Origin of the sequence: Burkholderia sp. MSMB617WGS (assembly GCF_001532025.2) — a bacterium.
Taxonomy (GTDB): domain Bacteria; phylum Pseudomonadota; class Gammaproteobacteria; order Burkholderiales; family Burkholderiaceae; genus Burkholderia; species Burkholderia savannae.
On record NZ_CP013457.1, the window covers coordinates 2,791,913 to 2,816,702 of the forward strand.

Consider the following 24,790-nt stretch of genomic DNA (forward strand, 5'->3'; position numbering starts at 1 on the left):
GGCTTCGCCGCACCACATCACACCACATCGCACCTCACCGCGCCACACCGCACCGCCGCGTCACTCGCGCAGCTCGCCGCTTTGCAGGACAGTCACGCCGTGCGACTGCACGAGCGGAATATGGACCTCGATTGTCGTACCCTGCCCCGGCGCCGTCTCCACCGACAGCGTGCCCTGCACCAGGTACGCGCGCTCGCGCAGGCCGACGAGCCCGAACGAATTCGGCTTGCGCGGATTCGCGGTGTCGAAGCCGACGCCGTCGTCGCGGATGCACAGCATCACCTCGCGATCGTCGGCGATGAGCCGGATGTCGACGTGCGATGCGCGCGCGTGACGCCCGACGTTCGTCAGCGATTCCTGCAGGATGCGGAACGTCGTGCTCGCCTGCGGCTCGCCGAGATCGAGCTCGGGCGGCTCGACGATCAGCGAGCAATCGATTCCATGCCGCTGCTGGAACGCCTGCACGAGCCACTGGATCGCCGGGACGAGCCCGAGATCGTCGAGCATCAGCGGCCGCAGATCGGACGCGATCCGGCGCGTCGCCGCCACCGCGCCGTCGAGCAGCCCGCGCATCTCCGAGAAACGTCCCGCGAGCTCATTGCCCGCCGTCGACACGCGTTCGAGATCGAGCCGCAGCATCGCGAGCGTCTGCGCGAGCTCGTCGTGCAACTCGCGCGCGATGCGGCCGCGCTCCTGCTCGCGCGCGGTCGAACTGATCGCGGCGATCTCGCGCAGCTCTTCGCGCGAGCGCGCGAGCGCCTCCTCCGCGCGCTCGCGCTCGGCGATCTCGCGCCGCAGCTCGCTGTTCGCGGCGAGCAGCTCGCGCGTGCGCTCGGCGACGCGCTGCTCGAGCAGCTCGTTCGCTTCGTTCAACTGCACGGTTTTCTCCTGCACGCGCCGGTGCTCGACCCGCTCGCCCTGCAGCGCATGAACCGTGCGCGCGTACAGCTTGCCGTTCTCGAGCAACAGCGCGAGCAGCACGAAGCTCGACGCGACGAGGCCGTAGATGCGCCCCGCGTAGAAGCCGAGATCGAAGCGCCCGTGATTGAGGACGGCCGACAGCGCAATGTCGAGGAGCCACGCGCACAGCACGACGACGAGCCACAGATCGAGCACCGAATGCGGCCGACGCGACGCGAGCAGGATCAGCGCACCGAGCGTCGTCAGCCAGACCGTCGTGACGACGCCGCGCATGAGCGGCGTGTAGTGCTGATTCTGCATGATCGCGGGCAGCAGTTCGCGGCCGCTCGTCGCGAGCGCGGCGAACGCGCCCGTCGCGACGAGCGCCGTGCCGACGCAGGCGATCACGGGCAGCGCAAGCCGCCCGGTGTAGAGCGGCTGCCCGCGCTCGCGGCGGCTGACGAACGTATAGGCGATGACGCAAAGCGGAAAGCCGCCGTGCCAGAACATGTAGAGCCATGCGGTCGTCTGCGGGCCCGCGTCGAGCAGTCCGCTCGGCAGGAAGAGGCCGGGGAACGTGAGCATGTGCACGCTCGCCATGCAGGCCGTGAACAAATAGCCGCCGGCGAGCACGACGAGCGACGTGGTGCGCAGGATGCCGAACTGGCCGAGCAGCAGGCCCGCCGTGATCAGATCGCAGATCACGATCGCCGACTGATAGATCGGAATGAACGCCCAGACCTGCGGCATCTGGATGCGCACGAACGGCGCGAGCGTGGCGAACAGGACCACGGACAGCACCACCGCCGTCATCGCGAGCCTGCGCTCGCGGCGCTCCGGCTGTAGCGTCGACAGGAAAATTCTCGATTCGTCCGCCAACTCGCCCATTCTGGTTCCCCCCATCGGCAAGCTTGCTCGCTGCTCGGGCATGTCGCGCGATCCCGCGGCGCGCCTATTATGAAATCGATCTTGACTCATGAAAAGCAGGGGCGCACCGGGCGGGATCGGCGGCGGGCGTGGGCGCTGCGACGCAGCAATCGTGCTTTCGCGGAGATGGATCGGTTCCGCCCAGGCGGGCTGCGGGGCTCGGGATTCGCACGCCTGGCGCTCGAGTGCCGTGCGCCGGGCCGCTCGATGATGTTGGAGCGCGAATCCTCGAGCGTCGAACCGGGCGATGGTCGTCGAGTTCCTCCGTGCGACAACGCTCATCGGATGCTCAGGGCCCGGCTCGGTCGCCCGCTTCCCGCTCCCGAAATCGCACCGTCAAGCCTGTGCACTGCGCCACCCGATAATCGCCGCGCATCGAGCATGGCGGTCCGAGCCGGGCGCGATGTGGCGCGCCACGAATGCTCGACGCGCCGACATGCGCTCGACCAATGCGCCACGCGCGCACGGCAGGCATTCATCGGCGATGCTCCGTGCTCTGTGCTCTGTGCTCTGTGCTCTGTGCTCCGTGCTCCGTGCTCTGTGCTCCGTGCTCCGTGCTCCGTGCTCCGTGCTCCATGCCCTGTGTTCTGCGCCCTCGCACGCACGCCAAGCCAAGCCGAGCCACACCACGCCACGCCACGCCACGCCACGCTCACAAATTCTTTCACGCGAAATCGATAGCAGAACAAAGTCGAAGCCGGCCATTGACCCGCTTCGCGCGCGCCGACGATGATGACGACGGATTCGCGACGCGGCCGCGCGGCCGCGAATCGTGCAAGCGGCGCGATCGCATCGCGCGCAAGAACCGCATCGACCGAAAAGCCACATGACCGATCACGATACGCCTCGCACCACCACCGCTCTCCCCCGCGCCCACGACGACACGCGACGCACGCTGCTCAAAGCGGCGGGCGCGACCGCGTTCGCCGCCCCGCTGTTGGGCGGCCTCGCCGCGTTGTCGGCAAGCGGCGCCGCGCGCGCGCAGCGCAACGCGAAAACGCTGCGGATCGGCTATCAGAAATACGGCAACTTCGTCGTCCTGAAAGCGCGCGGCTCGCTCGAGAAGCGGCTCGCGGATCAGCACGTCGCGATCCAGTGGGTCGAGTTTCCCGGCGGGCCGCAACTGCTCGAAGGCCTGAACGCCGGCGCGATCGACGTCGGCACCGTCGGCGAGACGCCGCCCGTGTTCGCGCTCGCGGGCGGCGTCGATTTCGTCTACGTCGGCAGCGAGCCGCCCGCGCCGCAGGGCGAAGCGATCGTCGTGCCGCACGATTCGCCGATTCGCGCGCTCGCCGATCTGCGCGGCAAAAAGATCGCGCTCAACAAAGGCTCGAACGTTCACTTTCTGCTCGTCAAGGCGCTGCAGCGCGCGAAGATCGACTACCGCGACATCACGCCCGTCTATCTCGCGCCCGCCGACGCACGCGCGGCGTTCGCGCAACGCGGCGTCGACGCCTGGGTGATCTGGGACCCCTATCTCGCCGCGGTCGAGCGGCAAGCGAACGCGCGCGTGATCGCGAACGGAGAGGGGCTCGTGAACAACACGCAGTACTACCTCGCGAGCCGGAAGTTCGCCGACGCCGAGCCGCAACTCGTGCGCGCGCTGCTCGACGAAGTCGGCGCGGTCGATCGCTGGGCGCGCGAGAACGTGGCCGCCGTCGCGGCGCAATTGTCACCGCTCGTCGGCCTCGACACGGCGACGCTCGAACGCGCGTTGAAGCGCGCAAGCTACGGCGTGCAGCCGATCGACGCCTCGGCGCTCGCATATCAGCAGCAAATCGCCGATACGTTTGCGAGCCTCAAGCTGATTCCGCGCAAGATCGACGTCGCGGCCGCGCGCTGGCAAGCGGCGTAGGTCCTCGCCTGTCGCACTTGTCGCGAGCGAAACGCCGAGCGCGGCTCGCTTGCGACGGACGATGCGCCGACATCCGTTCGCCGCTCGCATGGGATACGGCGCGATTGCTCGTCGCATCGGCCAAATCAGGCAATCGCGCATTGCACGAGGATCGAATGGGCGGGCATGCTCGAACGCGTCGATGGATGCGTCGAGCGACACACGCTCGCGCGGCCGTTTGCATCACGCCCAGCCACGACATCGAACGCGCGCGGCATACTACGGGCCATTCGCAACCGGTCGATTGCTCGTCGACCGCCGAGCGTCACCGGGCCGCGACGACGAATTCCACAGCCCGCAACGCGAAGCATCGCACGCACCGCCGTCCGTCAGCCCGCGCCGCCCTCTCCGCATTCCGGCGCGCGGCCGTCCCTGCCCGCATCGGCCGCGCCGCCGCCGGCGGCCGGCGCGCACCAGGATTCAGGGCTGCTCCAGAGCGCGTTGTGCCGGAACCGGCGGCGCGCCCGCGCGTGCGGCTTCGCATCGGCCGAGCCGATCCGATCGCGCAGTTCCACCTGCCGCCCGGCCGAACGCAATCGCTCGACGAACGCGGCAAGCGTGCCGTCCGCGGACCATTCGTCGAAACGACGGCGGCAAGTCGGCGACGACGGATAGCGACGCGGCAGCGCGGCCCAGCACTCGCCCGTCGTCAACACCCACAACACGGCGTTCGCGACCGCCCGCGCCTGCGCGCGCGGCCGGCCGCAGCGTGTGTTCCTCACCGGCTGCGCCGCCAGCAATCCCTCGATACGCGCCCATTCGTCATCGCTCAACTCTTCGAACTGCATCGTCAGCCCTCTTCGAGAAATCGGCGCGAACGCACTCGCACATGTCGTGCACGACGCCGATGAAACGCCTGTCAGCCGCGGCAGACCCAAGCGCGAACCGCCGCGCGGGCTTCGTGCAATCGTTCGGGATGCAAGCGTGCGCGCACGACGCCGCCGAAGCGGTGTCATAAGGACGCCGGATGGAACACCGACAGCGTGCGGATCGAAAGCCGCACGATACACGAACCCCCTTCCCCAGATAAATTCGTTATTGTTCTATGTAAATCTCAGGATCTCGATTCGACTCCATCGAGCGTGCATCGCGTCTCGGCGATGTGATTCGTCGCGGCCAATTCCGGCTCTGCCGTGTAACGCGAATGGGCGAGCCTGTCGCTCGTGCGCTCCGGATTCGGAGATCCGTTCGAGCGCCGTCGCCGCGCGACGATTCGATTGGAGCGCAATATTACACGCGGGGCGCGAGAAATCCAACGCTGTCAAAATCGACAGGGCTGCGGCAGTGCATCAAAGATGCATGCCGCATGACGCCCGGTCCCTTGCCATTACGCCCGCGCGCCGCCTCATGCGCTGCGAAGCAGCCGGCTGCGCGTGAATGCGCGATCGCGGCTCAGCTTGTCGAGAAATGCATCCGACGGCACCCGGTCGAGATCGGTCACCACATAGCCGATGTCGCCGCGCGTCTGCAAATGCTGCGCGACGACATTCGCGCCTTCCTGCGCGAGCAGCGTGTTGAGCACCGCAAGCACGCCCGGCGTGTTGCCGTGCACGTTCAGGAGCCGCGCGGCCGACGTGCATTCGCCGGGGCTCACTTGCGGAAAATTGACCGCGCCCGCGGTATCGCCTCGCGTCAGGAACGCGACGAGCTTCGACGACACTTCCGCGCCGATGCTCTCCTGCGCTTCCTGCGTGCTGCCGCCGATGTGCGGCGTCAGGATCACGTTCGGCAATCCTTGCAGCACGGATTCGAAGCGATCCGCGTTGCTCTTCGGCTCGTGCGGAAACACGTCGATCGCGGCGCCGCTCAGGTGCTTTTGCGCGAGCGCGTCGCGCAGCGCATCGATATCGACGACGGTGCCGCGCGACGCATTGATCAGGATTGCATTCGATTTGAATTGCGCGAGCACGGCGGCATCGATCATGTTGCGCGTCGACGCGTTCGCCGGCACGTGCAGCGTGACGACGTCCGCCTGCGCGATCGCCTCACCGAGCGAACGCGCGGGCTGCGCGGAACCGAGCGACAGCTTCGCCTGCACGTCGAAATAGACGACCTTCATGCCGAGCGCCTCGGCCAGCACGCCCACCTGCGCGCCGATGTTGCCGTAGCCGACGATCGCGATCGTCTTGCCGCGCGTCTCGAACGATCCGCCCGCGCCCTTCGCCCATTCGCCCGCGTGCGCGAGCGCGCTTTTCTCCGGCACGCGCCGCAGCAGCAGGATCGCCTCCGCGATCACGAGCTCCGCGACCGATCGCGTATTCGAGAACGGCGCGTTGAACACCGGAATGCCGTGGTGCGCGGCGGCCGACAAATCGACCTGCGACGTGCCGATGCAAAAGCAACCGATCGCGAGCAGATGCCGCGCGGCGTCGATCTCGTCGCGCATCAGATGCGTCGCCGAGCGAATGCCGATCAGTTGATGAGGCTGCAGCGCGCGCTTGAGCTCGTCGCCGGCGAGCGCGCCTTTGCGCCGCTCGATTTCGACGTTCGCGTCGATGAAATACCGGGATGCGCTGTCGTGAATGTTTTCGAGAAGAAGAACGGAAGTCATGTTGCGGAGCGTGTTGAACGAGTCGTGACGAAAGCCGGGAATCCCGACGCGGCATGCGCACGCACACGAGCCGTTCGCACCGATCTCGCACTACGCCGCGCATCTCGCGCCGCCGTCCAAAAATCGTATGCCTTGAGCCAGCGCAACACAAGCTTGCCGGCATATCCTATTTTGCGTGGGGAATTGCGGCTTGAGATCGCCGAAGCAATGCGTACGCGATGTCGCGAAAACGCATCGACGCGAACGCGAACGTCCCTGCTCGCGACAGGTGTATCCGAAATGCGCGTTGCGCGCACTTCAGGCATGCATCGGCCTCGTCTCTCCGGGACGAGGCGCGTCGCGCAATCGCGGGGCCGCGCGTCGCGCTCAGCGCCGGCTGCTCGGCGACGTGCCCGTCCAGCGCCGGAACGCGCGGCTGAAGTTCGCCCGATCCGTGTAACCGACGCGCACCGCGATCTCGTCGACCGTCAGCAGCGTGCCTTCGAGCAGGCGCAGCGCGTCGCGCAGCCGGATTTCGTCGAGCAGCGCCGAATACGTCGCGCCGTAGTCGCTCAGCTTGCGCTTGAGCGTGCGCTCGGACAGATGCAGCTCGCGCGCGAGTTCGTCGAGCGACGGGTAGCCGTCGCTGCCGCGGATCAGCAGATTGCGCACGCGCTCGACGATGCTCTCCGCATAGCCGAGCCGCGCGAGCTCCGCTTCGCACTGCTGGACGATCATCTGAGCGGTCTGCGCGTTCGCGGTCTTGATCGGCTCGTCGAGCAGCGCGGCTTCGCAGCGGATCTGATTGGCGGGCGCATCGAAATGACAGCGCGGCAGGCGATCGCGGTAACGCGCGAAATAAGGCGGCTCGGGCCACTCGAAGCACAGCTCGGCGTTCGCCTTCATCGTCTTGTCATGCGACGGCGTGAGCAACGAGTTGAACAGGATCGCCGTCTCGACCATGAAGTTCTCGACGGCGAATTGCCGCAGCCTGCCGAGCGGAAACGCTTCGAGGATGTCGATCTGCACGGTGTGCTCGAATTCCGTGAGACGCACGGAAAAGAACGGCACGCGCGTCGGCAGATAGCGGATGCCGAGCTGGATCGCCTCGCCGAGCGTCGCGCAACTCATCAGGCCGAAGCCGATCAGCCCCGACTTCGTCAGACTGCTGCGCAAGCCGATCTCGATCGCGATCGACGGATCGTTCGTTTTCCCGAGCAAATTGAACACGATCGCCGCCTGCTGCAGCGGCGTGATGCGCGCGTCCGGCTCTTCGAGCTTCGCGCGCGTGACGCCCGTGTTCGCGAGAATGTCCGCATCGGCAATGCCGCGCTCCTCGGCCAGCATCAGCATGAAGAGTGCATACGCCGACGACACGGTCGCCTTGTTCAATTGCCTCGTAGGGTCCGGAATGGACGTGGCCATGCATCGACTCCGAGCGTTGACCGGCCGATTATAGCGACGGATGGCCTCAGATGACACATCGCAGTGCCGCAAATTGGCCTCAAATGACTCGCCCTTTGGCACGACCGGCTCTCACGCGTGATGCGCCGGCGGCTCTAAGATGGTGTCATCGGCACACCGCCGATTTCAGGGATACGGATTCGAACAATGAACAAGTCCAAGACTTTGCGCTTCAAGAACGACGCGGAAAAGGTCGCGTACGTTCGCAACGAGGTCAACGCCGCGAGCGACGCCGTGCGCGCGAAATACCCGCTGCTCGACAATCAGAATCTCGTCGGCGCGACGGTGATGGCGCTGTGTGTCGCGACGCTGCTCGGCAGCGCATATCTGTATGCGGCGGGCGTGATCGCGTGGTACGTCGCGCTCCCCGTCGCGACGCTCGCGACGTCGCTGATCCACGAACTCGAGCACGACCTGATCCACTTGATGTACTTCAAGAAGACGCCGTGGGCCTATCATCTGATGATGACGCTCTGCTGGCTCACCCGCCCCGGCACGATCAACCCGTGGACGCGTCGCCGCATGCATCTGCACCATCACAAGGTGTCGGGCGGCGAATCCGATCTCGAGGAATACGGAATCACCAACGGCGAGCGCTGGGGCCTGAAGCGCCTGCTGATGCTCGCCGACGGCATGCTCGCCGTCGCGCTGCGGCCGCTCGGCATGCGCCGCAAGGTGCTGCAATACGTCGCGGCGCAGCCTGCCCAGCAGCGCGGCGATCGCGTGCGGCTGCGCGTCGAGCAACTGATGTCGTACATGCCGATCGGCCACGTCTACTTCGTGCTCTGGCATGCGTTCATCGCATACCACGTCGGGCTTTTCGCGCTGCATGCGCTCGGCTATCAGCCGGACGTGCCGACGTTCGTCCAGCAGGCAATGCATGTCGTCGACTTTCTCGCGGTGACCTGGCTCGGGCCGAATTTCGTGCGCAGCTTCTGCATCAACTTCATCAGCTCGAACATGCACTACTTCGGCGACATCGATTCGCGCAACGTCATCCAGCAAACGCAAGTGCTCAATCCGTGGTGGCTGATTCCGGTGCAGTTGTTCTGCTTCAACTTCGGCAGCACGCATGCGATTCACCACTTCGTCGTGCGCGATCCGTTCTACATCCGCCAGCTGACCGCGAAGCGGGCGCACGCGGCGATGCGCGCGGTCGGCGTGCGCTTCAACGACATCGGCACCTTCCGTCGCGCGAACCGCTGGAGCGAAACGCGCGTCGCGTGACGCGCGCGGCGGGCGGCGCGCGACGCTCGGTCGCGCCGCAGTCGGCACATTCACCGAGCGCTCGCAAAAAACGTCGCCGGGCGATCATCCGGCGGCGTTTTTTCTTTTCATGTCCGGCACGCGTCCGGGCGCACCGCACGTTTCTCTCTACAGCAGCGGGCAATGCGTGACGTTCGTGCCGCGCTCGACGCACAACCGCTCGTAATCACGCAGATAGGCGCGCTCGTCATCGGCGAGCAGATCGAGATCGATCAGATCCCAGTCGTAGCCGACCGTCACGAGGTTTTCGAACTCCATCGCATTCGGCTCTTGATCGCTCGGATGAATGACGACGATGTTCTCGATGCGCACGCCGCCCTTGCCCGGCAAATAAATGCCCGGCTCGACCGAAATCACCGCGTTCGGCACGAGGCCGTACTTCGAGCCCATGTTGAATCGCACGCCGCCTTCATGCACGTGAATGCCGATTCCGTGCCCCGTGCCGTGGTTGTAGTCGTAGCCGTGCGCGCGGCAGACATCGCGCACGGCTGCGTCGACGTCCGCACCCGTCGCGTCCTTCGAGAAGCGCGTGACGAGCCCCTTGATGCACGCCTTCAGCGCGACCGTGTAGATCTCGCGTTGCCACGGCTGCGGCTGCGTATCGGCGCGGGTCCGACGCAGCACGACGCGTGTGCAATCGGTCGCGAAGCCGCCGCCGAAATACGCGCCGCTGTCGAGCAGCACGAGTTCGCCTTCCGTCAGCTCGACGTCGGGGCTCACCGCCGTGTAGTGCGCGGATGCGCTGTTCGCGCCGTTCGCCGCCACCGTCGTGAAGCTGAGCGCCACGGCCGAGCGCGCGGCGTATGCCTCGCTGATCACGCGCGCGAGATCGAATTCCGAATGCCGCTTGCCCGGCTCGCCCGTCTTCGCCCAGCGCATCGCCTCGGCAATCGCCTCGGAGCCGCGCGCGAACGCGTCGCGGAACTGGTCCAGCACCTGCGGCGTCTTGCTCGCGCGCATCGCTTCGACCGGATTGTGATCGACGTGACGGGCGCCGGGCCACACGCGGCGCACCGTATCGGGCAGCGCGCAATTGACCGCTTCGAAGCCGTAGTACACGTGCTCGACGTCGAATTGCGCGAGGAAGCGCTCGAGCTCGGCGACGTCGTTGCGGATCACGCGCAGCGCCGGATACGATTCGATCCGCACCGCGCAGCGATCGAAACCGTCCGGCAGAAACAGCGCGACGGCCTCGCCGACGACGAACAGAAAGCCGACGTGCGACGACGCGTACGGCAGATGGTAGCCGCGGCTGTTCAGCAAATAGCTCAGATCGTCCGCCGCGCAAGAAAGAAACGCGGCCTTCGCGTGCGAATCGCCGAGATGCTCGCCGATGCGCCTGTTCAGCGTCGCGATGTTCTCCGCGATATCGACGCCCGTCACCGATCGCGGCAACTCGAAGATCGGCCGCTCGACGCTCCAGCCCGGCAATTCGATCGCCTTACCGATCTCGCCGCCTACAAGACCCGCCCATTGCAATCCGGCGTTCGCGGTGTGCGCGAACAAGCGCTCGCGCTGCGCGACGCTCAATCGCGGCGCATCGTAGCCGACGCGCTTGATTTCGGCCGCGTGCGCGGCGAGCCAGTCGGCAATCGCCGGCCACATCGCAACGTTGAGCCCCAGTTTCTCGACCTGCACGAGCGCGGGATCGCACTGCCTTTCCGCCTGCAAGTGATAGCGGCCGTCGACGAACAGCACGAATTGCGGCGCGCCGATGCGTTTCGCCGCGGCGGCGCTCAGGAACATGCCCGAGCCCACCGAACCGTCGAATCCGGACAACGCGTAGCGCGGGTTATTGCAGCGCGGCAGCCACTCGGAGATGTATTCGTCCTGGGACGTGACCACGAGCGCGTCGAGCTGTAGCGTGTCGATCAGACGAGACAGCCCTGCATGCGTGTCGACGATCGATGCGCAGTAGGATGTGAGGTCGGGAAAACTGTATTTCAGTCGGTCGATCATCGGCTGTCCCAATTGATGTCAGTAAGCGCGCAGCCGCTATCGCCGCGGCCGATAGGCAAAAAAATTACCTTTCGGGTGAAATTGCGTCAAGCTTAAATTTTCGTCCAGCTTAAACGAACGCAACCTTCCGGCAAAGGAGAAAGGTCTGCCGCGCAGGCATGCCGCACCGGCATGCCCGAAGATGAATCGCGCCACGCGACGATTTGGATGCTGCCTGCTCGAAAGAAACGACCGACATCGCACGGCCGGCGAGCGATCTGGCCAGCACCGCGCCAGCGAGTTCGGGCAGGCTCGCAGGCCGATACGCAACAAGCCCTGCCCGGCGCGAACAGACTATACACAAGATACACAAGACATCAGCATCGATTTTCCAAGCAGCGAGCAGCGAAATGTATACCCGTTGCGAACGATCGGTATGTGTTGGCGCGTGCCTGCAATCCGACAATCGATGCCGGCGAATAGCAGTACCGAAGATGTGTGCATCGTACGTCGCAATCCGGTGTCCATCACACCGTTAGTCGACGCGATCGACTGCGGCCGTGAGCGAATTGCATCAATGCGCAGCACGCGTCGCCCCAAAAGCGACAGACGGATGTCGCACATGTCGAAGTGCGCCGATTGCGCGCGCAGTTGCGCTCCCGAAATTGGCGTCACGCTGAAACGCTGCTTGTGACGTTTCGAACCGAGCCGTCGCAACAGCGATATCGTGAGCGAACGCATCCCGATCTTCGCGATCGGGTATGCAGCCGAGGTTGTTGACGCATCCGCAATGCGATGCCTGCGGCACCGTCCGAATCGATGCAAGGTACTCTGGATGTCCAAGATGATCATCCGCGTCGCCCTGCAGTCGACGTCCGCACCGCGGCTGCAATGTTCGTCAAACCTCGGATGCGGCTTGCGTGCCGCGTTGGCCTCATTGCTTTTTCGGAGCGGAACCGGCGCGTGATCGGCGATGGTCAGACGTTTTTGGGACGCAGCGATCACCGGCAAAAATCCGGCCGCTCGGCGCGATACGTACAGGACACAACGCACGTTCCGCCGACTCGCTCGTCATGCCGATGTCGACGCCGACCGCCGACATGCCTTCGCTGTCGGCCGTGTAACAACGAGGTGCCGACACTATCGATAGCGTCGACCACCGACACCCCCGACAACGGCTTGGATGCTCAACCCAATCCGAACGGATCATCGATGCTTCTTGCCGGCTGAGTGAACCATCGCGGGCCATCGGCGGTGATGTAGACGTGATCCTCGTGACGAACCCCAAATTCGTTCGGAACGCAAAGCATCGGCTCGATGCTGAAGCACATGCCTACGTCGAGCTCGGTTCGATCGCCGCCGACAAGATAGGGCCATTCGTGGATGTCGAGACCGATTCCGTGTCCTGTTCGATGCGGCAGACCCGGCAACGTATACCCCGGACCATAGCCGATCGATTGCAGATACGTGCGGACCGCACGATCGCCCTCTTCCGCCGAGACACCCGCCTTCACGCGCTCGAACGCGATCCGTTGGGCGTGCTTCTCGTGCTCCCAGACTTCGCGCTGACGCGCGTCAGCACTGCCGAACACGTATGTACGCGTGATGTCGGAGTGGTAGTCGTATAGTTGGCAGCCCGTATCGATGAGCACCATGTCGTTGTGCTCGAGGCGCTTCGGACGCTTGACGCCGTGCGGGTAAGCCGTGTCCGGTCCGAACAGCACGATGCAGAATGTCGACCCGCGCCGCGCTCCCACCGCGCGATGTGCGTCGTCGATGAAGTCGAGCACTTCATCGGTAGCGATGCCTTCTCTCAAGATCGCCGCCGCGGCCTGGTGAACGCGCAGCGTCATGTCGTTCGCTCGCTGCATCAGCGCGAGTTCGGTCGCCGATTTGCGAATCCGGCACGCACGCGTGACGTCCGCTGCGCTGCGAATGCGCAATGCCGGTGCTCGTTCGCGAATGCCCTCATACATAAAATACGGCGCGGATTCGTCGAATCCGAGCGTACCGGCGCCGATTCCACGGCGTTCGACGACATCCGCGAGCAGTTGATACGGATTCTCGTCCTCGTCCCAACAGTGGATGTCGCCGGAAATCTGCATCATGCCGATGAACGTGCCGCGCTCGAACGCCGGCACGACATATTGCACCGGCCCCGACGCCGGAATCAGCGCGCCCGTCAGGCGTTCGCTTCGGCGCCATGCGACACCCGTGAAGTAGAGCAGGTTCGTCCCCGATTCGACATAGATCGCATCGAGGCCATACTGCGTCATCAGCGCCTGTGCGCGCTCGATTCGCGCGGCATACTCTGCGGGCTGGATCGGCGCGATGCCGCTCGTCATGTCGCCGAGTTTCGCCAGTTCCGTCGCTGCACTCGATCCGCCGATGCCGATTGCCATGGTTCGTTTCCCGATCGTTTCAAGAATTTCAAGATAACTCGTGCGTGGCGCGTCCGATCGGCGCGCCGGCATGTCTGACTGCGCATTGCAGCACGAACGTCCCGCGCGTTAGACAAGGACACCACTCGACACAACACGCGCCGAGTACACTGCCCGCCCCTTCCCCGCCGGCAGCACGGCAATGTCTTGCTGCGAATGCCGATCGCAACACGGAATGCATCCGTTCCGGAATCAGAGGCGTTGAACCAACTGTTTAATTCTCCGAAGTAAATCTGCAATGAATAGCAGACATGCGCGTGCACTCATTCGACGACGTCACCATGCCGCCTTGCGATCGGCTGGCTTGCCGAATTCGCTCTGAATCGATGGCGGTGCCGAAGCGTTCAACAGTAGTCGATCCGATACACCAGCAGCGCCCTATCTCATCGACATCGAAAGACAGTCTGCCTGATTCACTTTCAATCGGCGGCGTGCTAATAAAGCTGCCAACGGCGGCGCCTGAGTCTGCTCCACGTCGATTCGCGGAAGTACTCATACCCGCAAGGTCGACCCATTCAGTACCCGATTGGATCGAGGCATCCGCTTTATTCCCCACCTCATTCCTTGTTACCGAAATGAATCTAGATTACGTCATAATTTTGGTCAAGCTTAAATTTAAGCCGCGCAAAAATTGTATCTCGACTTGCGCCTTGACCTATCCCCCGCGTTTAGTACGGTGACGCTGTAGAGTCCGTTCCAGAGAGGAACGGCAATGAAGAAGCGATTTAACGAAGAACAAATCATCGGCATCTTGAAAGGAGCCGAGGCTGGCCTGAAGCCGGCGGAGCTGTGCTGCAAGTACGGCATCTCGGAAGCGACCTACTACAACTGGAAAACGAAGTTCGGCGGGATGACGGTCTCCGAAGCGCAGTGCCTAAAGGAGTTGGGGCAGGAGAACAACAAGCTCAAGCACCTACCGGCCGATTCGATGCTCGACATCCACGCGAACCACAAGCGCGTGCATCGCCTTTACCGCGAAGCGGGACTGGCCGCGCGGCGCCGTCGCCGGCGCCGCGGTGTGATGATTGAACGCGAGCAACTGGTTTTGCCGAATGGGCCCAACGAGGTTTGGTCAATCGACTTCGTGACGGACGCGCTTTCGAACGGGTGGCGTCTGAAGTGCTTGACCATCGTCGACGATTTCACCAAGGAGGCTGTCGATATCGTCGTGGACCACGGCATCTCGGGCTTGTATGTCGCTCGAGAGCTGGATATGGCAACGCGTTTCCGAGGCTATCCCAAAGCGCTGCGAACGGACCAGGGCTCCGAGTTTACGAGCCGTGCGCTCGACCGATGGGCATACGCCAACGGCGTGACGTTGAAATTGATTCAAGCTGGCAAGCCAACGCAGAATGCATACATTGAGTCGTTCAACGGCAAGTTCCGCGATGAATGCCTTAACGAGCACTGGTTCACGACGCTCGCCCAGACTGCATTGCGGCAGCGCATGTGTGAAATCGCGGCTACGCGGGTACGGTATGGATATCGGAAGATACGCGTGCTGCTCCTGCGGGAGGGCTATCAGGTCAGCAAGAATCGGCTGTACCGTCTGTATCGGGAGGAAGGTTTGTCGCTGCGCTACAGACCAAATCGCAAACGACGCGCCCAGATGAGCCGCCCGGCACGCGCGAAGTCGACGGCGGCAAATCAGGTGTGGAGTTTGGACTTTGTTGCCGACCAGCTTTCGAGCGGCCAGAGGTTCCGCGCACTGACCATCATTGATGTCTTCACCCGCGAAGCGCTCGCCATTGACGTTGGCCAGCGATTGGGCGCGTCAGATGTCGTGCGCGTGTTGGGTGAACTGAAGGCCAAACGCGAAGCGCCTCGTACACTGTTGTGTGATAACGGCTCGGAATTTACGAGTCAGGTGATGGACCAGTGGGCTTACCATCAAAAGGTCGAGATTGCCTTCAGTCGGCCCGGCAAGCCAACGGATAACGCATTCGTGGAGTCGTTCAACGGCACGCTGCGCGATGAATGCCTGAACGCGCACTGGTTTACCGATGCCAGGGCGCAGATTGAGCGATGGCGGGTCGAGTACAACGAGAGTCGGCCTCACAGGGCTCTCGGTGAAGTGGCGCCTGCCGAATACGCCCGTCAGTTGGGCCTGCAGGCCCAACTGACGGACCAACAGAAAGCCGAAGACTAACATTGCTGCTGGCACTGAAAGCCGGTACCGCTCATAAAGGGACTTTGCTAGAAGTCCATTGGCCCTATTGAAGGGGGCAGGTCAGGTCGAATCCCAAGAGCGCGTGCGGAGCGTCCGAGAGGCCCGCCCGCACTCGAGCGAGAAGGGAGTCGAGGCGGGAGCTGGAGCGCGAGGCTCCTGCCGAGGGCGTTCAGGGGATTGGCGAAGGCGTAAAAAGCAAAACCCCCGCCGGTGAGGGCGGGGGTTTTCAGAGGGGAGCCTGACGATTACCTACTTTCACACGGGCAATCCGCACTATCATCGGCGTGGAGTCGTTTCACGGTCCTGTTCGGGATGGGAAGGGGTGGGACCGACTCGCTATGGTCATCAGGCAAAGAGGGTTGTTCTGCTGGCGCGGCCAACAGAACCAATCTGGGAAGAAGCAGTAATCTTGGGTGGGTTGTGAGGTTGTATCTCACACATACGCGGTACTTCAACCGCAGTACGTCGAGCGCCTTGCACTCGACACTCGATATCCGTGAGCGCTGACGCGCCAACGACTACCGAGACAGACTTGTTATAGGATCAAGCCTTACGGGCAATTAGTATCAGTTAGCTGAACGCATTACTGCGCTTACACACCTGACCTATCAACGTCCTGGTCTCGAACGACCCTTCAAGGGGATCAAGTCCCCAGGGATATCTCATCTTAAGGCGAGTTTCCCGCTTAGATGCTTTCAGCGGTTATCTCTTCCGAACATAGCTACCCGGCGATGCGACTGGCGTCACAACCGGTACACCAGAGGTTCGTCCACTCCGGTCCTCTCGTACTAGGAGCAGCCCCCTTCAAATATCCAACGCCCACGGCAGATAGGGACCAAACTGTCTCACGACGTTTTAAACCCAGCTCACGTACCTCTTTAAATGGCGAACAGCCATACCCTTGGGACCGGCTACAGCCCCAGGATGAGATGAGCCGACATCGAGGTGCCAAACACCGCCGTCGATATGAACTCTTGGGCGGTATCAGCCTGTTATCCCCAGAGTACCTTTTATCCGTTGAGCGATGGCCCTTCCATACAGAACCACCGGATCACTATGACCTGCTTTCGCACCTGCTCGACTTGTCGGTCTCGCAGTTAAGCACGCTTATGCCATTGCACTATCAGCACGATTTCCGACCGTACCTAGCGTACCTTCGTACTCCTCCGTTACGCTTTGGGAGGAGACCGCCCCAGTCAAACTGCCTACCATGCACTGTCCCCGACCCGGATCACGGGCCAAGGTTAGAACCTCAAACAAACCAGGGTGGTATTTCAAGGACGGCTCCACCGAAACTAGCGTTCCGGTTTCATAGCCTCCCACCTATCCTACACAGATCGGTTCAAAGTCCAATGCAAAGCTACAGTAAAGGTTCATGGGGTCTTTCCGTCTAGCCGCGGGTAGATTGCATCATCACAAACACTTCAACTTCGCTGAGTCTCGGGAGGAGACAGTGTGGCCATCGTTACGCCATTCGTGCAGGTCGGAACTTACCCGACAAGGAATTTCGCTACCTTAGGACCGTTATAGTTACGGCCGCCGTTTACCGGGACTTCAATCAAGAGCTTGCACCCCATCATTTAATCTTCCGGCACCGGGCAGGCGTCACACCCTATACGTCCACTTTCGTGTTTGCAGAGTGCTGTGTTTTTATTAAACAGTCGCAGCCACCAGTTTATTGCAACCCCTTCACCCTTTGCGCGCAGGCGCATCAAGCTACCAGGGCGTACCTTATCCCGAAGTTACGGTACCAATTTGCCGAGTTCCTTCTCCCGAGTTCTCTCAAGCGCCTTAGAATACTCATCTCGCCCACCTGTGTCGGTTTGCGGTACGGTCATTGTTAAACTGAAGCTTAGAGGCTTTTCTTGGAACCACTTCCAATTGCTTCGCTCCCTAAGGAGCTCGCGCCACACCCTTGAATTCCGCGCCCGGATTTGCCTAAGCGCCTTCTCCAATGCAGCGACCGGGACTTCCAACACCCGGACAACCTTCCGCGATCCGTCCCCCCATCGCATTTAACAATGGTGCAGGAATATTGACCTGCTTCCCATCAGCTACGCATTTCTGCCTCGCCTTAGGGGCCGACTCACCCTACGCCGATGAACGTTGCGTAGGAAACCTTGGGCTTACGGCGAGGGGGCCTTTCACCCCCTTTATCGCTACTCATGTCAGCATTCGCACTTCCGATACCTCCAGCACGCTTTTCAACGCACCTTCGCAGGCTTACGGAACGCTCTCCTACCATGCGTGCAAAGCACGCATCCGCAGCTTCGGTATATGGCTTAGCCCCGTTACATCTTCCGCGCAGGACGACTCGATCAGTGAGCTATTACGCTTTCTTTAAAGGGTGGCTGCTTCTAAGCCAACCTCCTGACTGTTTTAGCCTTCCCACTTCGTTTCCCACTTAGCCATATTTGGGGACCTTAGCTGGCGGTCTGGGTTGTTTCCCTCTTGACACCGGACGTTAGCACCCGATGTCTGTCTCCCGTGATTGCACTCTTCGGTATTCGGAGTTTGCTATGGCGGGGTAATCTGCAATAGACCCCCAACCATGACAGTGCTCTACCCCCGAAGGTGAGACACGAGGCACTACCTAAATAGTTTTCGGAGAGAACCAGCTATTTCCAAGTTTGTTTAGCCTTTCACCCCTATCCACAGCTCATCCCCTAACTTTTCAACGTTAGTGGGTTCGGACCTCCAGTACGTGTTACCGCACCTTCATCCTGGCCATGGATAGATCACTTGGTTTCGGGTCTACGCCCAGCAACTGAACGCCCTATTCGGACTCGCTTTCGCTACGCCTGCCCTATTCGGTTAAGCTTGCTACTGAACGTAAGTCGCTGACCCATTATACAAAAGGTACGCCGTCACCCCTTACGAGGCTCCGACTGTTTGTATGCATGCGGTTTCAGGATCTATTTCACTCCCCTCCCGGGGTTCTTTTCGCCTTTCCCTCACGGTACTGGTTCACTATCGGTCGATCACGAGTATTTAGCCTTGGAGGATGGTCCCCCCATCTTCAGACAGGATTTCACGTGTCCCGCCCTACTTGTCGTACACCTAGTTCTTCCATACTGTTTTCGTCTACAGGGCTATCACCTGCTATGGCCGCACTTTCCAGAGCGTTCGACTAACAATACAGATAAAGAGTACAGGCTCTTCCCATTTCGCTCGCCACTACTTTGGGAATCTCGGTTGATTTCTTTTCCTGCGGTTACTTAGATGTTTCAGTTCACCGCGTTCGCCTCACATGACCTATGTATTCAGCCATGGATACTCCAAAAGGAGTGGGTTTCCCCATTCGGACATCTACGGATCAAAGCTCGTTTGCCAGCTCCCCGTAGCTTTTCGCAGGCTACCGCGTCCTTCATCGCCTGTGATCGCCAAGGCATCCACCACATGCACTTGTTCGCTTGACCCTATAACGAGTCTGTCTCATCTTTCGACGCAACAGTCGCTACAGGTTGAGTTCTCGCGTTGTGCCGTATTCCAAAATTGATGTCGGTCCGGCGTTAGCGCTTTAGCGCTTACGCCGACCCCACTCCCGAAGGGAGTAGACCCGAATCATCTTGAGATACATCGATACAATCACAACCCGGATAGTTTCCACGTCCATCTCATTAGACGCTTCCGCTATCCAAATTACTTACTTCTTCCAGATTGTTAAAGAACGACAGCCGATACGTACTACGTATCACTCTGACTGGCTCAATCGCCAATGGGGAATACTCGATTCGTTCTCTCGAACCCAATCAAATATTCTCCATTGGGACTCCCTTCGGGAGTGAGATGCCCGTAAGCGCTGAAGCACTAACGAGCACCGCAATTGGTGGAGGCAGACGGGATCGAACCGACGACCCCCTGCTTGCAAAGCAGGTGCTCTCCCAGCTGAGCTATGCCCCCTACAGAGACTTCACCCAGGTTTCCTGCGCCAGACAACTTGGTGGGTCTGGTTGGATTCGAACCAACGACCCCCGCCTTATCAAGACGGTGCTCTAACCGACTGAGCTACAGACCCCTGAGTCTGTCTTGATTACAGCCGATAAGCGTGAGCGCTCAACTTCGCGGAAATAAGCTCGAGAAAGGAGGTGATCCAGCCGCACCTTCCGATACGGCTACCTTGTTACGACTTCACCCCAGTCATGAATCCTACCGTGGTGACCGTCCTCCTTGCGGTTAGACTAGCCACTTCTGGTAAAACCCACTCCCATGGTGTGACGGGCGGTGTGTACAAGACCCGGGAACGTATTCACCGCGGCATGCTGATCCGCGATTACTAGCGATTCCAGCTTCATGCACTCGAGTTGCAGAGTGCAATCCGGACTACGATCGGTTTTCTGGGATTGGCTCCCCCTCGCGGGTTGGCGACCCTCTGTTCCGACCATTGTATGACGTGTGAAGCCCTACCCATAAGGGCCATGAGGACTTGACGTCATCCCCACCTTCCTCCGGTTTGTCACCGGCAGTCTCCTTAGAGTGCTCTTGCGTAGCAACTAAGGACAAGGGTTGCGCTCGTTGCGGGACTTAACCCAACATCTCACGACACGAGCTGACGACAGCCATGCAGCACCTGTGCGCCGGTTCTCTTTCGAGCACTCCCGCCTCTCAGCAGGATTCCGACCATGTCAAGGGTAGGTAAGGTTTTTCGCGTTGCATCGAATTAATCCACATCATCCACCGCTTGTGCGGGTCCCCGTCAATTCCTTTGAGTTTTAATCTTGCGACCGTACTCCCCAGGCGGTCAACTTCACGCGTTAGCTACGTTACTAAGGAAATGAATCCCCAACAACTAGTTGACATCGTTTAGGGCGTGGACTACCAGGGTATCTAATCCTGTTTGCTCCCCACGCTTTCGTGCATGAGCGTCAGTATTGGCCCAGGGGGCTGCCTTCGCCATCGGTATTCCTCCACATCTCTACGCATTTCACTGCTACACGTGGAATTCTACCCCCCTCTGCCATACTCTAGCCTGCCAGTCACCAATGCAGTTCCCAGGTTGAGCCCGGGGATTTCACATCGGTCTTAGCAAACCGCCTGCGCACGCTTTACGCCCAGTAATTCCGATTAACGCTCGCACCCTACGTATTACCGCGGCTGCTGGCACGTAGTTAGCCGGTGCTTATTCTTCCGGTACCGTCATCCCCCTAGGGTATTAGCCCAAAGGTTTTCTTTCCGGACAAAAGTGCTTTACAACCCGAAGGCCTTCTTCACACACGCGGCATTGCTGGATCAGGCTTTCGCCCATTGTCCAAAATTCCCCACTGCTGCCTCCCGTAGGAGTCTGGGCCGTGTCTCAGTCCCAGTGTGGCTGGTCGTCCTCTCAGACCAGCTACTGATCGTCGCCTTGGTAGGCCTTTACCCCACCAACTAGCTAATCAGCCATCGGCCAACCCTATAGCGCGAGGCCCGAAGGTCCCCCGCTTTCATCCGTAGATCGTATGCGGTATTAATCCGGCTTTCGCCGGGCTATCCCCCACTACAGGACATGTTCCGATGTTTTACTCACCCGTTCGCCACTCGCCACCAGGTGCAAGCACCCGTGCTGCCGTTCGACTTGCATGTGTAAGGCATGCCGCCAGCGTTCAATCTGAGCCAGGATCAAACTCTTCAGTTCAATTCCTGTTACTGTTTTCGGTTGTTTCCAACCGGTCGCTCACTCAAAGCTGACAGGTATATGAATTGCTCCATAAACCTGACTTACTTTAGTGTGAGACTCTTGATACTTTTGCTTGCGATCCAAGGATCGCCCGCTTCCATCAAGCGCCCACACTTATCGGCTGTTCATTGTTAAAGAGCACATCTGCGAGAAGACTTCACTACTTTCTGCCGCCTTCTCAGCAGCGCTGCGTTGTCTGCAGCAGAGAAACGAGATTATGATCACTTATTCGCAGCGCGTCAACAACTTTTTTACTACCGCGTCGCGCTCCGCCCTGATCACCTTTCCGTGCCGCCGGCCGGCTACCGCTTCGACCGTACCACCTCGGCATCGGAACTTCCCGCTTCCCCTCTCGCGCCGCGTTCGGCTTGGCGCGAAAGAGGCGTGATTGTAGGCATAAGCTCCGTACCCCGCAAGGGGGTTTCGATAAATTTTTTGTCCCTCATAGATTCACACTCCGAGCGCCCTCGCATATTTTCTATACAGAAGACTGCCAGAAGGCCGGCAAACCGCAGAACAAACGCGGAACGGACTAAAATGACAGGTTCCTCGCATCCAACCATGTCAATCTATGCGCCAGCGAACCGCTAAACGCCTCCCTCCCGATGCCGACAAACTGGTCGGTCTGTCGCTCGCGCTGTTTGCGTCCGGCAGCCGCGTCGAAGATCGCTTCTGGGAAGCCAAGCTCGACGCCTTGCTCGCAAAGATCGTCCGCAACGGCAATCAGACCACGCTCGATGCCGCGCTCGATCATCTCCAGCAGAATCATCCGGACGCCTACGGCGCTCTCGCCGACATGGCCGAGACGCACAGCGAATCGCTGTCCGTCGAGCACGACGGCAAGCCGTACGAAGCGCTCCTCGTCGCCGTCCCAGTGCTCGCGTGGACCCGCTACATGATTCCGTCGGGCTCGCTCAAGACCGAGATCGCCGACGTGTTGCGCACCCATTTGCAAGCGCACGTGCTCGCGCAAGACACGCTCGTCGCGATGGCTCCCTTTCTCTACAGCATCGACCAGTTGCCGCGCCATCACGTCGAGACTTATCGCCTCGCCCAGCAACTCGCGCACGCGGCGCTCGGCAACCATCCGGTCAAGCTGAGCTTCGGCGACCTGCCCGAAACGTCGCCGATTCTCGCCGATCCGCGCTTCCTGCTCGCCGTCGTGGCCGCGCCCGCCGGCGCCCCGCTCTTCCGCTGGCAGGAGGAAGAGCACGGTTCGCGCATCGAGCGCGGCCAATGCCTCGAGCAATGGGCCGCGCAAGGCGGCGTCAACCTGTCCGCCGCGCTGCCCGGCTGCGAATTCGAGAGCCTGCTGCCCGACGCGTACTACTCCGCGTGCCGCGACGCAGACGAGCGAATCCGTCCGCATACCGTGCGCACCGCGATCCGCTATCTGTTCGACACGATCGGCGCCGCGCCGCAGGAACTGCGCGCCGTGATCGCCGGCTTCGGCGAGCGCCGGATCGACGAATATCGCGTCGCATTCACTCGCCGCGGCAGCAACGATGTCATCTATGGCGTCGTCTGGCCGCTCTATGGCCGCGAGAACGGCGAGACGCCGGTCGACGAAGCGACGCTCGAAGCCGAATCGCCCGCCGACGGGCCGCTCGAAGAAATCGCTTCGCTGCTGAAGGAAGCGGGCGTGACCGACATCAGGCGCCACGCCGGCCGTTTCGAACCCGAATACTGCGACGATTGCGGCGTCCCGCTGTACGCGGACCCGCTCGGCGAAATCGTCCACGCGGAGATGCCGGAGGACGCGACGCCCGCGCAGCCGCATTTCCACTAAAGCGCCGCGCCGACCGGCGCGAAAAGTCAGCCGAAGGCCGCCTCGAGCACCCGCTCGAGGCGGCCTTCGCGTTTTTGCTTGTCTGAATTTTTCTTATGACTTTCAGCTAGGCCGACATTTTGTAATGTATTTGTCATTATTGCGGAGATGGCACTCGTCGTTTTCTCGATCAATCGGATAAGCGGAGGCATTACATGAGGTTTCTGGTGCTTAATTCTGACGCTGAGCGTCGTGACGGCTTGAAAACCCTGCTGCGTCAAATCGACCGGCATGCCGGCTACAACGACGCCAAGGACTGGCGGCAGGCACAGCAGCTCATCAAACAACAGGGCTTCGACTTGATCGCGGTCGACTGGCAGGACATCAAGCGGCTCGGCGACCTGCACGCGCTTTGTCAGGCCTGCGCGCCGACGCCCGTCGCCGCGCTCACCGACGACGCGTCACCCGAGCACGCGCAGGCGCTCTTCGACGCCGGCGTGCTCGGCGTCATTCCACGTTCGACGCGCCCGCACCTCATCGTTCTCGCGCTGGAAATGGTGCTGCTCGGCGGGCGCTACGTCCCGCCGAGCGCGCTCAACCTCACCGAGCCGGCCTCACGTGCGAGGGACGGCCGCGTCGATGCGATCGTGAGCCAGCTCCCGCGCAGGAAGCGCTCGCCGTGCAGCCTGCTGTCGCCGCGCCAGGCGCAGATCATGCGTTTCGTCCACATGGGCAGCACGAACAAAATGATCGCGCGCACGCTAGGCATCAGCGAAGGCACCGTCAAGATTCATCTGGCCAGCATCTTCCAGCAACTGGGTGCGACAAATCGCGCCGCCGCGGTCGCGATCTACAACGGCTGGCTACCGCCGCATCTCGAAGTGCTGCTGTCCGCGCGCGACAGCTCGCCGAAGCCCGTGCACGGCGCGGCCGGCCCCGTGCCGCTGCGCGTGGCGAAACCGCAGCACAAGTACCCGCTTGTCGCAGAAAACGAATCGTCTGCCGAGCCGCTCGTCGCGGCCGAACCGCCCGCGCCGTTCAAAGCGAACGAATAGCCGGTAAAACCCGTGTAGAGGGTGAATCCATTCCCATCTTTCGTATTCAACGAGTAATATAAAAACATGGGTTTCCTCTACACGCCGCTTCCGTTCTGGGTCGCTGTCGGTGGCTGGATCGCCGCCGTGGCCCTGCTCGCCCTCGCGCTGTGGAAGCGCCCGTTCGGCCGTTTGCAGGATGCGACGCTGCAGCACGTGTGGCTCGCGCTCGTGACCACGATCGCGGTGCTATGGGCATCCAATGCGTGGCTCGACGACGGCCTCGTCATGCATCTGCTCGGCGCGACGCTGCTCGTCACGCTGTTCGACTGGACCCTCGCGCTCGTCGGGATGGCCGCCGTGATCGGCGTCGCGGCCGTCGTGTTCGACGCGACGTGGCAAGGCGTCGGACTCACCTATCTCGTATACGGCGCGCTGCCCGTCGCGGTGTCGACGCTGCTGCAGCGCGCCGCGCTCGCGTGGCTGCCGCACAACCTGCCCGCGCTCATCGTCGGCCAGGGCTTCGTATCGCCGGCGATCGTCGTGGGCGTCGTCGCGGCCGCGGCGGCCGGGGTGCAGATCGCGCTAGCCGAAGGCACGCTCGTCGTCGTGCCATCCGGCTATGCGCTCAACGCATTGCTGCTCGCGCTCGGCGAAGCGTGGTTCACCGGCATGGCGACCGCGCTGATCGCGGTCTACCGGCCCGCGTGGGTCACGACCTCCGACGTGCGCCGCTATCGGCTCGGCGGGCCGCGCGCATGAGCTTGGCCGTCTGACGGCAGGCGCGCCGACGCGTGCGCGC

Annotated in this window: 12 protein-coding genes, 2 tRNA genes, 3 rRNA genes and 2 pseudogenes; 7 read left to right on the forward strand and 12 right to left on the reverse strand. The window is 61.8% G+C overall.

Annotated elements, in window-relative coordinates; genetic code table 11:
- Nucleotides 1–60 precede the first annotated feature (60 nt).
- Complete coding sequence (locus WT60_RS13755; protein ID WP_060356770.1) at nucleotides 61–1,788, reverse strand: sensor histidine kinase; 1,728 nt, start codon at nucleotides 1,786–1,788, stop codon at nucleotides 61–63.
- Between the two features lie 865 nt (nucleotides 1,789–2,653).
- Between WT60_RS13755 and WT60_RS13765 the strand changes: the two genes are divergently transcribed.
- A complete protein-coding gene (locus WT60_RS13765) occupies nucleotides 2,654–3,682 on the forward strand; it encodes a sulfonate ABC transporter substrate-binding protein (protein ID WP_060356769.1) in 1,029 nt (342 codons plus the stop codon).
- A 368-nt stretch (nucleotides 3,683–4,050) separates the two neighbouring features.
- On the opposite strand, the gene WT60_RS13770 is transcribed toward WT60_RS13765, so the two are convergent.
- The 3 genes from WT60_RS13770 to WT60_RS13785 all read right to left on the reverse strand — a co-directional run bounded on the left by WT60_RS13770 (nucleotide 4,051) and on the right by WT60_RS13785 (nucleotide 7,676).
- Complete coding sequence (locus tag WT60_RS13770) at nucleotides 4,051–4,509, reverse strand: transposase (RefSeq protein ID WP_059575290.1); 459 nt, start codon at nucleotides 4,507–4,509, stop codon at nucleotides 4,051–4,053.
- A gap of 557 nt (nucleotides 4,510–5,066) precedes the next feature.
- Nucleotides 5,067–6,272: a phosphoglycerate dehydrogenase gene (gene serA / locus WT60_RS13780; RefSeq protein ID WP_226377148.1), complete on the reverse strand. Its 1,206-nt coding sequence runs from the start codon at nucleotides 6,270–6,272 to the stop codon at nucleotides 5,067–5,069.
- Between the two features lie 366 nt (nucleotides 6,273–6,638).
- Nucleotides 6,639–7,676: an AraC family transcriptional regulator gene (locus WT60_RS13785; RefSeq protein ID WP_038744742.1), complete on the reverse strand. Its 1,038-nt coding sequence runs from the start codon at nucleotides 7,674–7,676 to the stop codon at nucleotides 6,639–6,641.
- Between the two features lie 186 nt (nucleotides 7,677–7,862).
- Here WT60_RS13785 and WT60_RS13790 point away from each other — a divergent pair, with 186 nt between their 5' ends.
- Complete coding sequence (locus WT60_RS13790) at nucleotides 7,863–8,942, forward strand: fatty acid desaturase (RefSeq protein WP_038744741.1); 1,080 nt, start codon at nucleotides 7,863–7,865, stop codon at nucleotides 8,940–8,942.
- A 147-nt stretch (nucleotides 8,943–9,089) separates the two neighbouring features.
- Here WT60_RS13790 and WT60_RS13795 read toward each other — a convergent pair whose 3' ends face one another.
- The 3 genes from WT60_RS13795 to WT60_RS13800 all read right to left on the reverse strand — a co-directional run bounded on the left by WT60_RS13795 (nucleotide 9,090) and on the right by WT60_RS13800 (nucleotide 13,393).
- Nucleotides 9,090–10,940 (reverse strand): M24 family metallopeptidase, encoded by a 1,851-nt coding sequence (locus WT60_RS13795; protein WP_060356768.1) that lies wholly within the window; start codon nucleotides 10,938–10,940, stop codon nucleotides 9,090–9,092.
- 333 nt (nucleotides 10,941–11,273) lie between these two features.
- A complete protein-coding gene (locus tag WT60_RS33640) occupies nucleotides 11,274–11,924 on the reverse strand; it encodes a hypothetical protein (protein ID WP_145986787.1) in 651 nt (216 codons plus the stop codon).
- 182 nt (nucleotides 11,925–12,106) lie between these two features.
- Entirely contained in the window at nucleotides 12,107–13,393 is a 1,287-nt protein-coding gene (locus tag WT60_RS13800) for a Xaa-Pro peptidase family protein (protein ID WP_269435060.1), read from the reverse strand.
- 679 nt (nucleotides 13,394–14,072) lie between these two features.
- On the opposite strand from WT60_RS13800, the pseudogene WT60_RS34485 reads away from it, so the two are divergent.
- Both WT60_RS34485 and WT60_RS34490 read left to right on the forward strand, forming a co-directional pair.
- A pseudogene (locus WT60_RS34485) lies at nucleotides 14,073–14,786 on the forward strand (IS3 family transposase); the annotation flags it as partial.
- Nucleotides 14,787–15,509: pseudogene (locus WT60_RS34490) on the forward strand (IS3 family transposase); the annotation flags it as partial.
- A gap of 257 nt (nucleotides 15,510–15,766) precedes the next feature.
- Here the strand turns inward: WT60_RS34490 and rrf are convergent.
- The 5 genes from rrf to WT60_RS13830 all read right to left on the reverse strand — a co-directional run bounded on the left by rrf (nucleotide 15,767) and on the right by WT60_RS13830 (nucleotide 21,144).
- Nucleotides 15,767–15,880: ribosomal RNA gene (gene rrf / locus WT60_RS13810) — 5S ribosomal RNA — on the reverse strand.
- Between the two features lie 189 nt (nucleotides 15,881–16,069).
- Nucleotides 16,070–18,949, reverse strand: a 23S ribosomal RNA gene (locus WT60_RS13815).
- A gap of 408 nt (nucleotides 18,950–19,357) precedes the next feature.
- Nucleotides 19,358–19,433, reverse strand: a tRNA-Ala gene (locus tag WT60_RS13820).
- Nucleotides 19,434–19,471: 38 nt separating this feature from the next.
- Nucleotides 19,472–19,548 (reverse strand) — tRNA-Ile (locus tag WT60_RS13825).
- A gap of 63 nt (nucleotides 19,549–19,611) precedes the next feature.
- Nucleotides 19,612–21,144, reverse strand: a 16S ribosomal RNA gene (locus tag WT60_RS13830).
- Together the 16S, 23S and 5S rRNA genes with 2 tRNA genes alongside form the textbook arrangement of a ribosomal RNA operon.
- Nucleotides 21,145–21,757: 613 nt before the next feature.
- Here WT60_RS13830 and WT60_RS13845 point away from each other — a divergent pair.
- The 3 genes from WT60_RS13845 to WT60_RS13855 all read left to right on the forward strand — a co-directional run bounded on the left by WT60_RS13845 (nucleotide 21,758) and on the right by WT60_RS13855 (nucleotide 24,750).
- Nucleotides 21,758–22,975 carry a DUF2863 family protein gene (locus WT60_RS13845; protein WP_038747194.1) on the forward strand — a complete coding sequence of 406 codons (1,218 nt, stop codon included), beginning with the start codon at nucleotides 21,758–21,760 and terminating at the stop codon, nucleotides 22,973–22,975.
- 194 nt (nucleotides 22,976–23,169) lie between these two features.
- Nucleotides 23,170–24,009: a response regulator transcription factor gene (locus tag WT60_RS13850; protein ID WP_038747197.1), complete on the forward strand. Its 840-nt coding sequence runs from the start codon at nucleotides 23,170–23,172 to the stop codon at nucleotides 24,007–24,009.
- 66 nt (nucleotides 24,010–24,075) lie between these two features.
- On the forward strand, nucleotides 24,076–24,750 hold the full coding sequence (locus tag WT60_RS13855) for an energy-coupling factor ABC transporter permease (RefSeq protein ID WP_060355251.1): 675 nt from the start codon (nucleotides 24,076–24,078) through the stop codon (nucleotides 24,748–24,750).
- The last annotated feature ends 40 nt before the right edge of the window (nucleotides 24,751–24,790 follow it).

Excerpts from the sequence above, each read along its gene's own strand:
- WT60_RS13845 (WP_038747194.1), top strand. The coding sequence starts at position 21,758 with ATGCGCCAGCGAACCGCTAAACGCCTCCCTCCCGATGCCGACAAACTG.
- WT60_RS13790 (WP_038744741.1), top strand. The coding sequence starts at position 7,863 with ATGAACAAGTCCAAGACTTTGCGCTTCAAGAACGACGCGGAAAAGGTC.
- WT60_RS13850 (WP_038747197.1), top strand. The coding sequence starts at position 23,170 with ATGAGGTTTCTGGTGCTTAATTCTGACGCTGAGCGTCGTGACGGCTTG.
- WT60_RS13785 (WP_038744742.1), bottom strand. The coding sequence starts at position 7,676 with ATGGCCACGTCCATTCCGGACCCTACGAGGCAATTGAACAAGGCGACC.
- WT60_RS13770 (WP_059575290.1), bottom strand. The coding sequence starts at position 4,509 with ATGCAGTTCGAAGAGTTGAGCGATGACGAATGGGCGCGTATCGAGGGA.
- WT60_RS13765 (WP_060356769.1), top strand. The coding sequence starts at position 2,654 with ATGACCGATCACGATACGCCTCGCACCACCACCGCTCTCCCCCGCGCC.
- serA (WP_226377148.1), bottom strand. The coding sequence starts at position 6,272 with ATGACTTCCGTTCTTCTTCTCGAAAACATTCACGACAGCGCATCCCGG.
- WT60_RS13755 (WP_060356770.1), bottom strand. The coding sequence starts at position 1,788 with ATGGGCGAGTTGGCGGACGAATCGAGAATTTTCCTGTCGACGCTACAG.
- WT60_RS13795 (WP_060356768.1), bottom strand. The coding sequence starts at position 10,940 with ATGATCGACCGACTGAAATACAGTTTTCCCGACCTCACATCCTACTGC.
- WT60_RS13855 (WP_060355251.1), top strand. The coding sequence starts at position 24,076 with ATGGGTTTCCTCTACACGCCGCTTCCGTTCTGGGTCGCTGTCGGTGGC.
- WT60_RS13800 (WP_269435060.1), bottom strand. The coding sequence starts at position 13,393 with ATGCCGGCGCGCCGATCGGACGCGCCACGCACGAGTTATCTTGAAATT.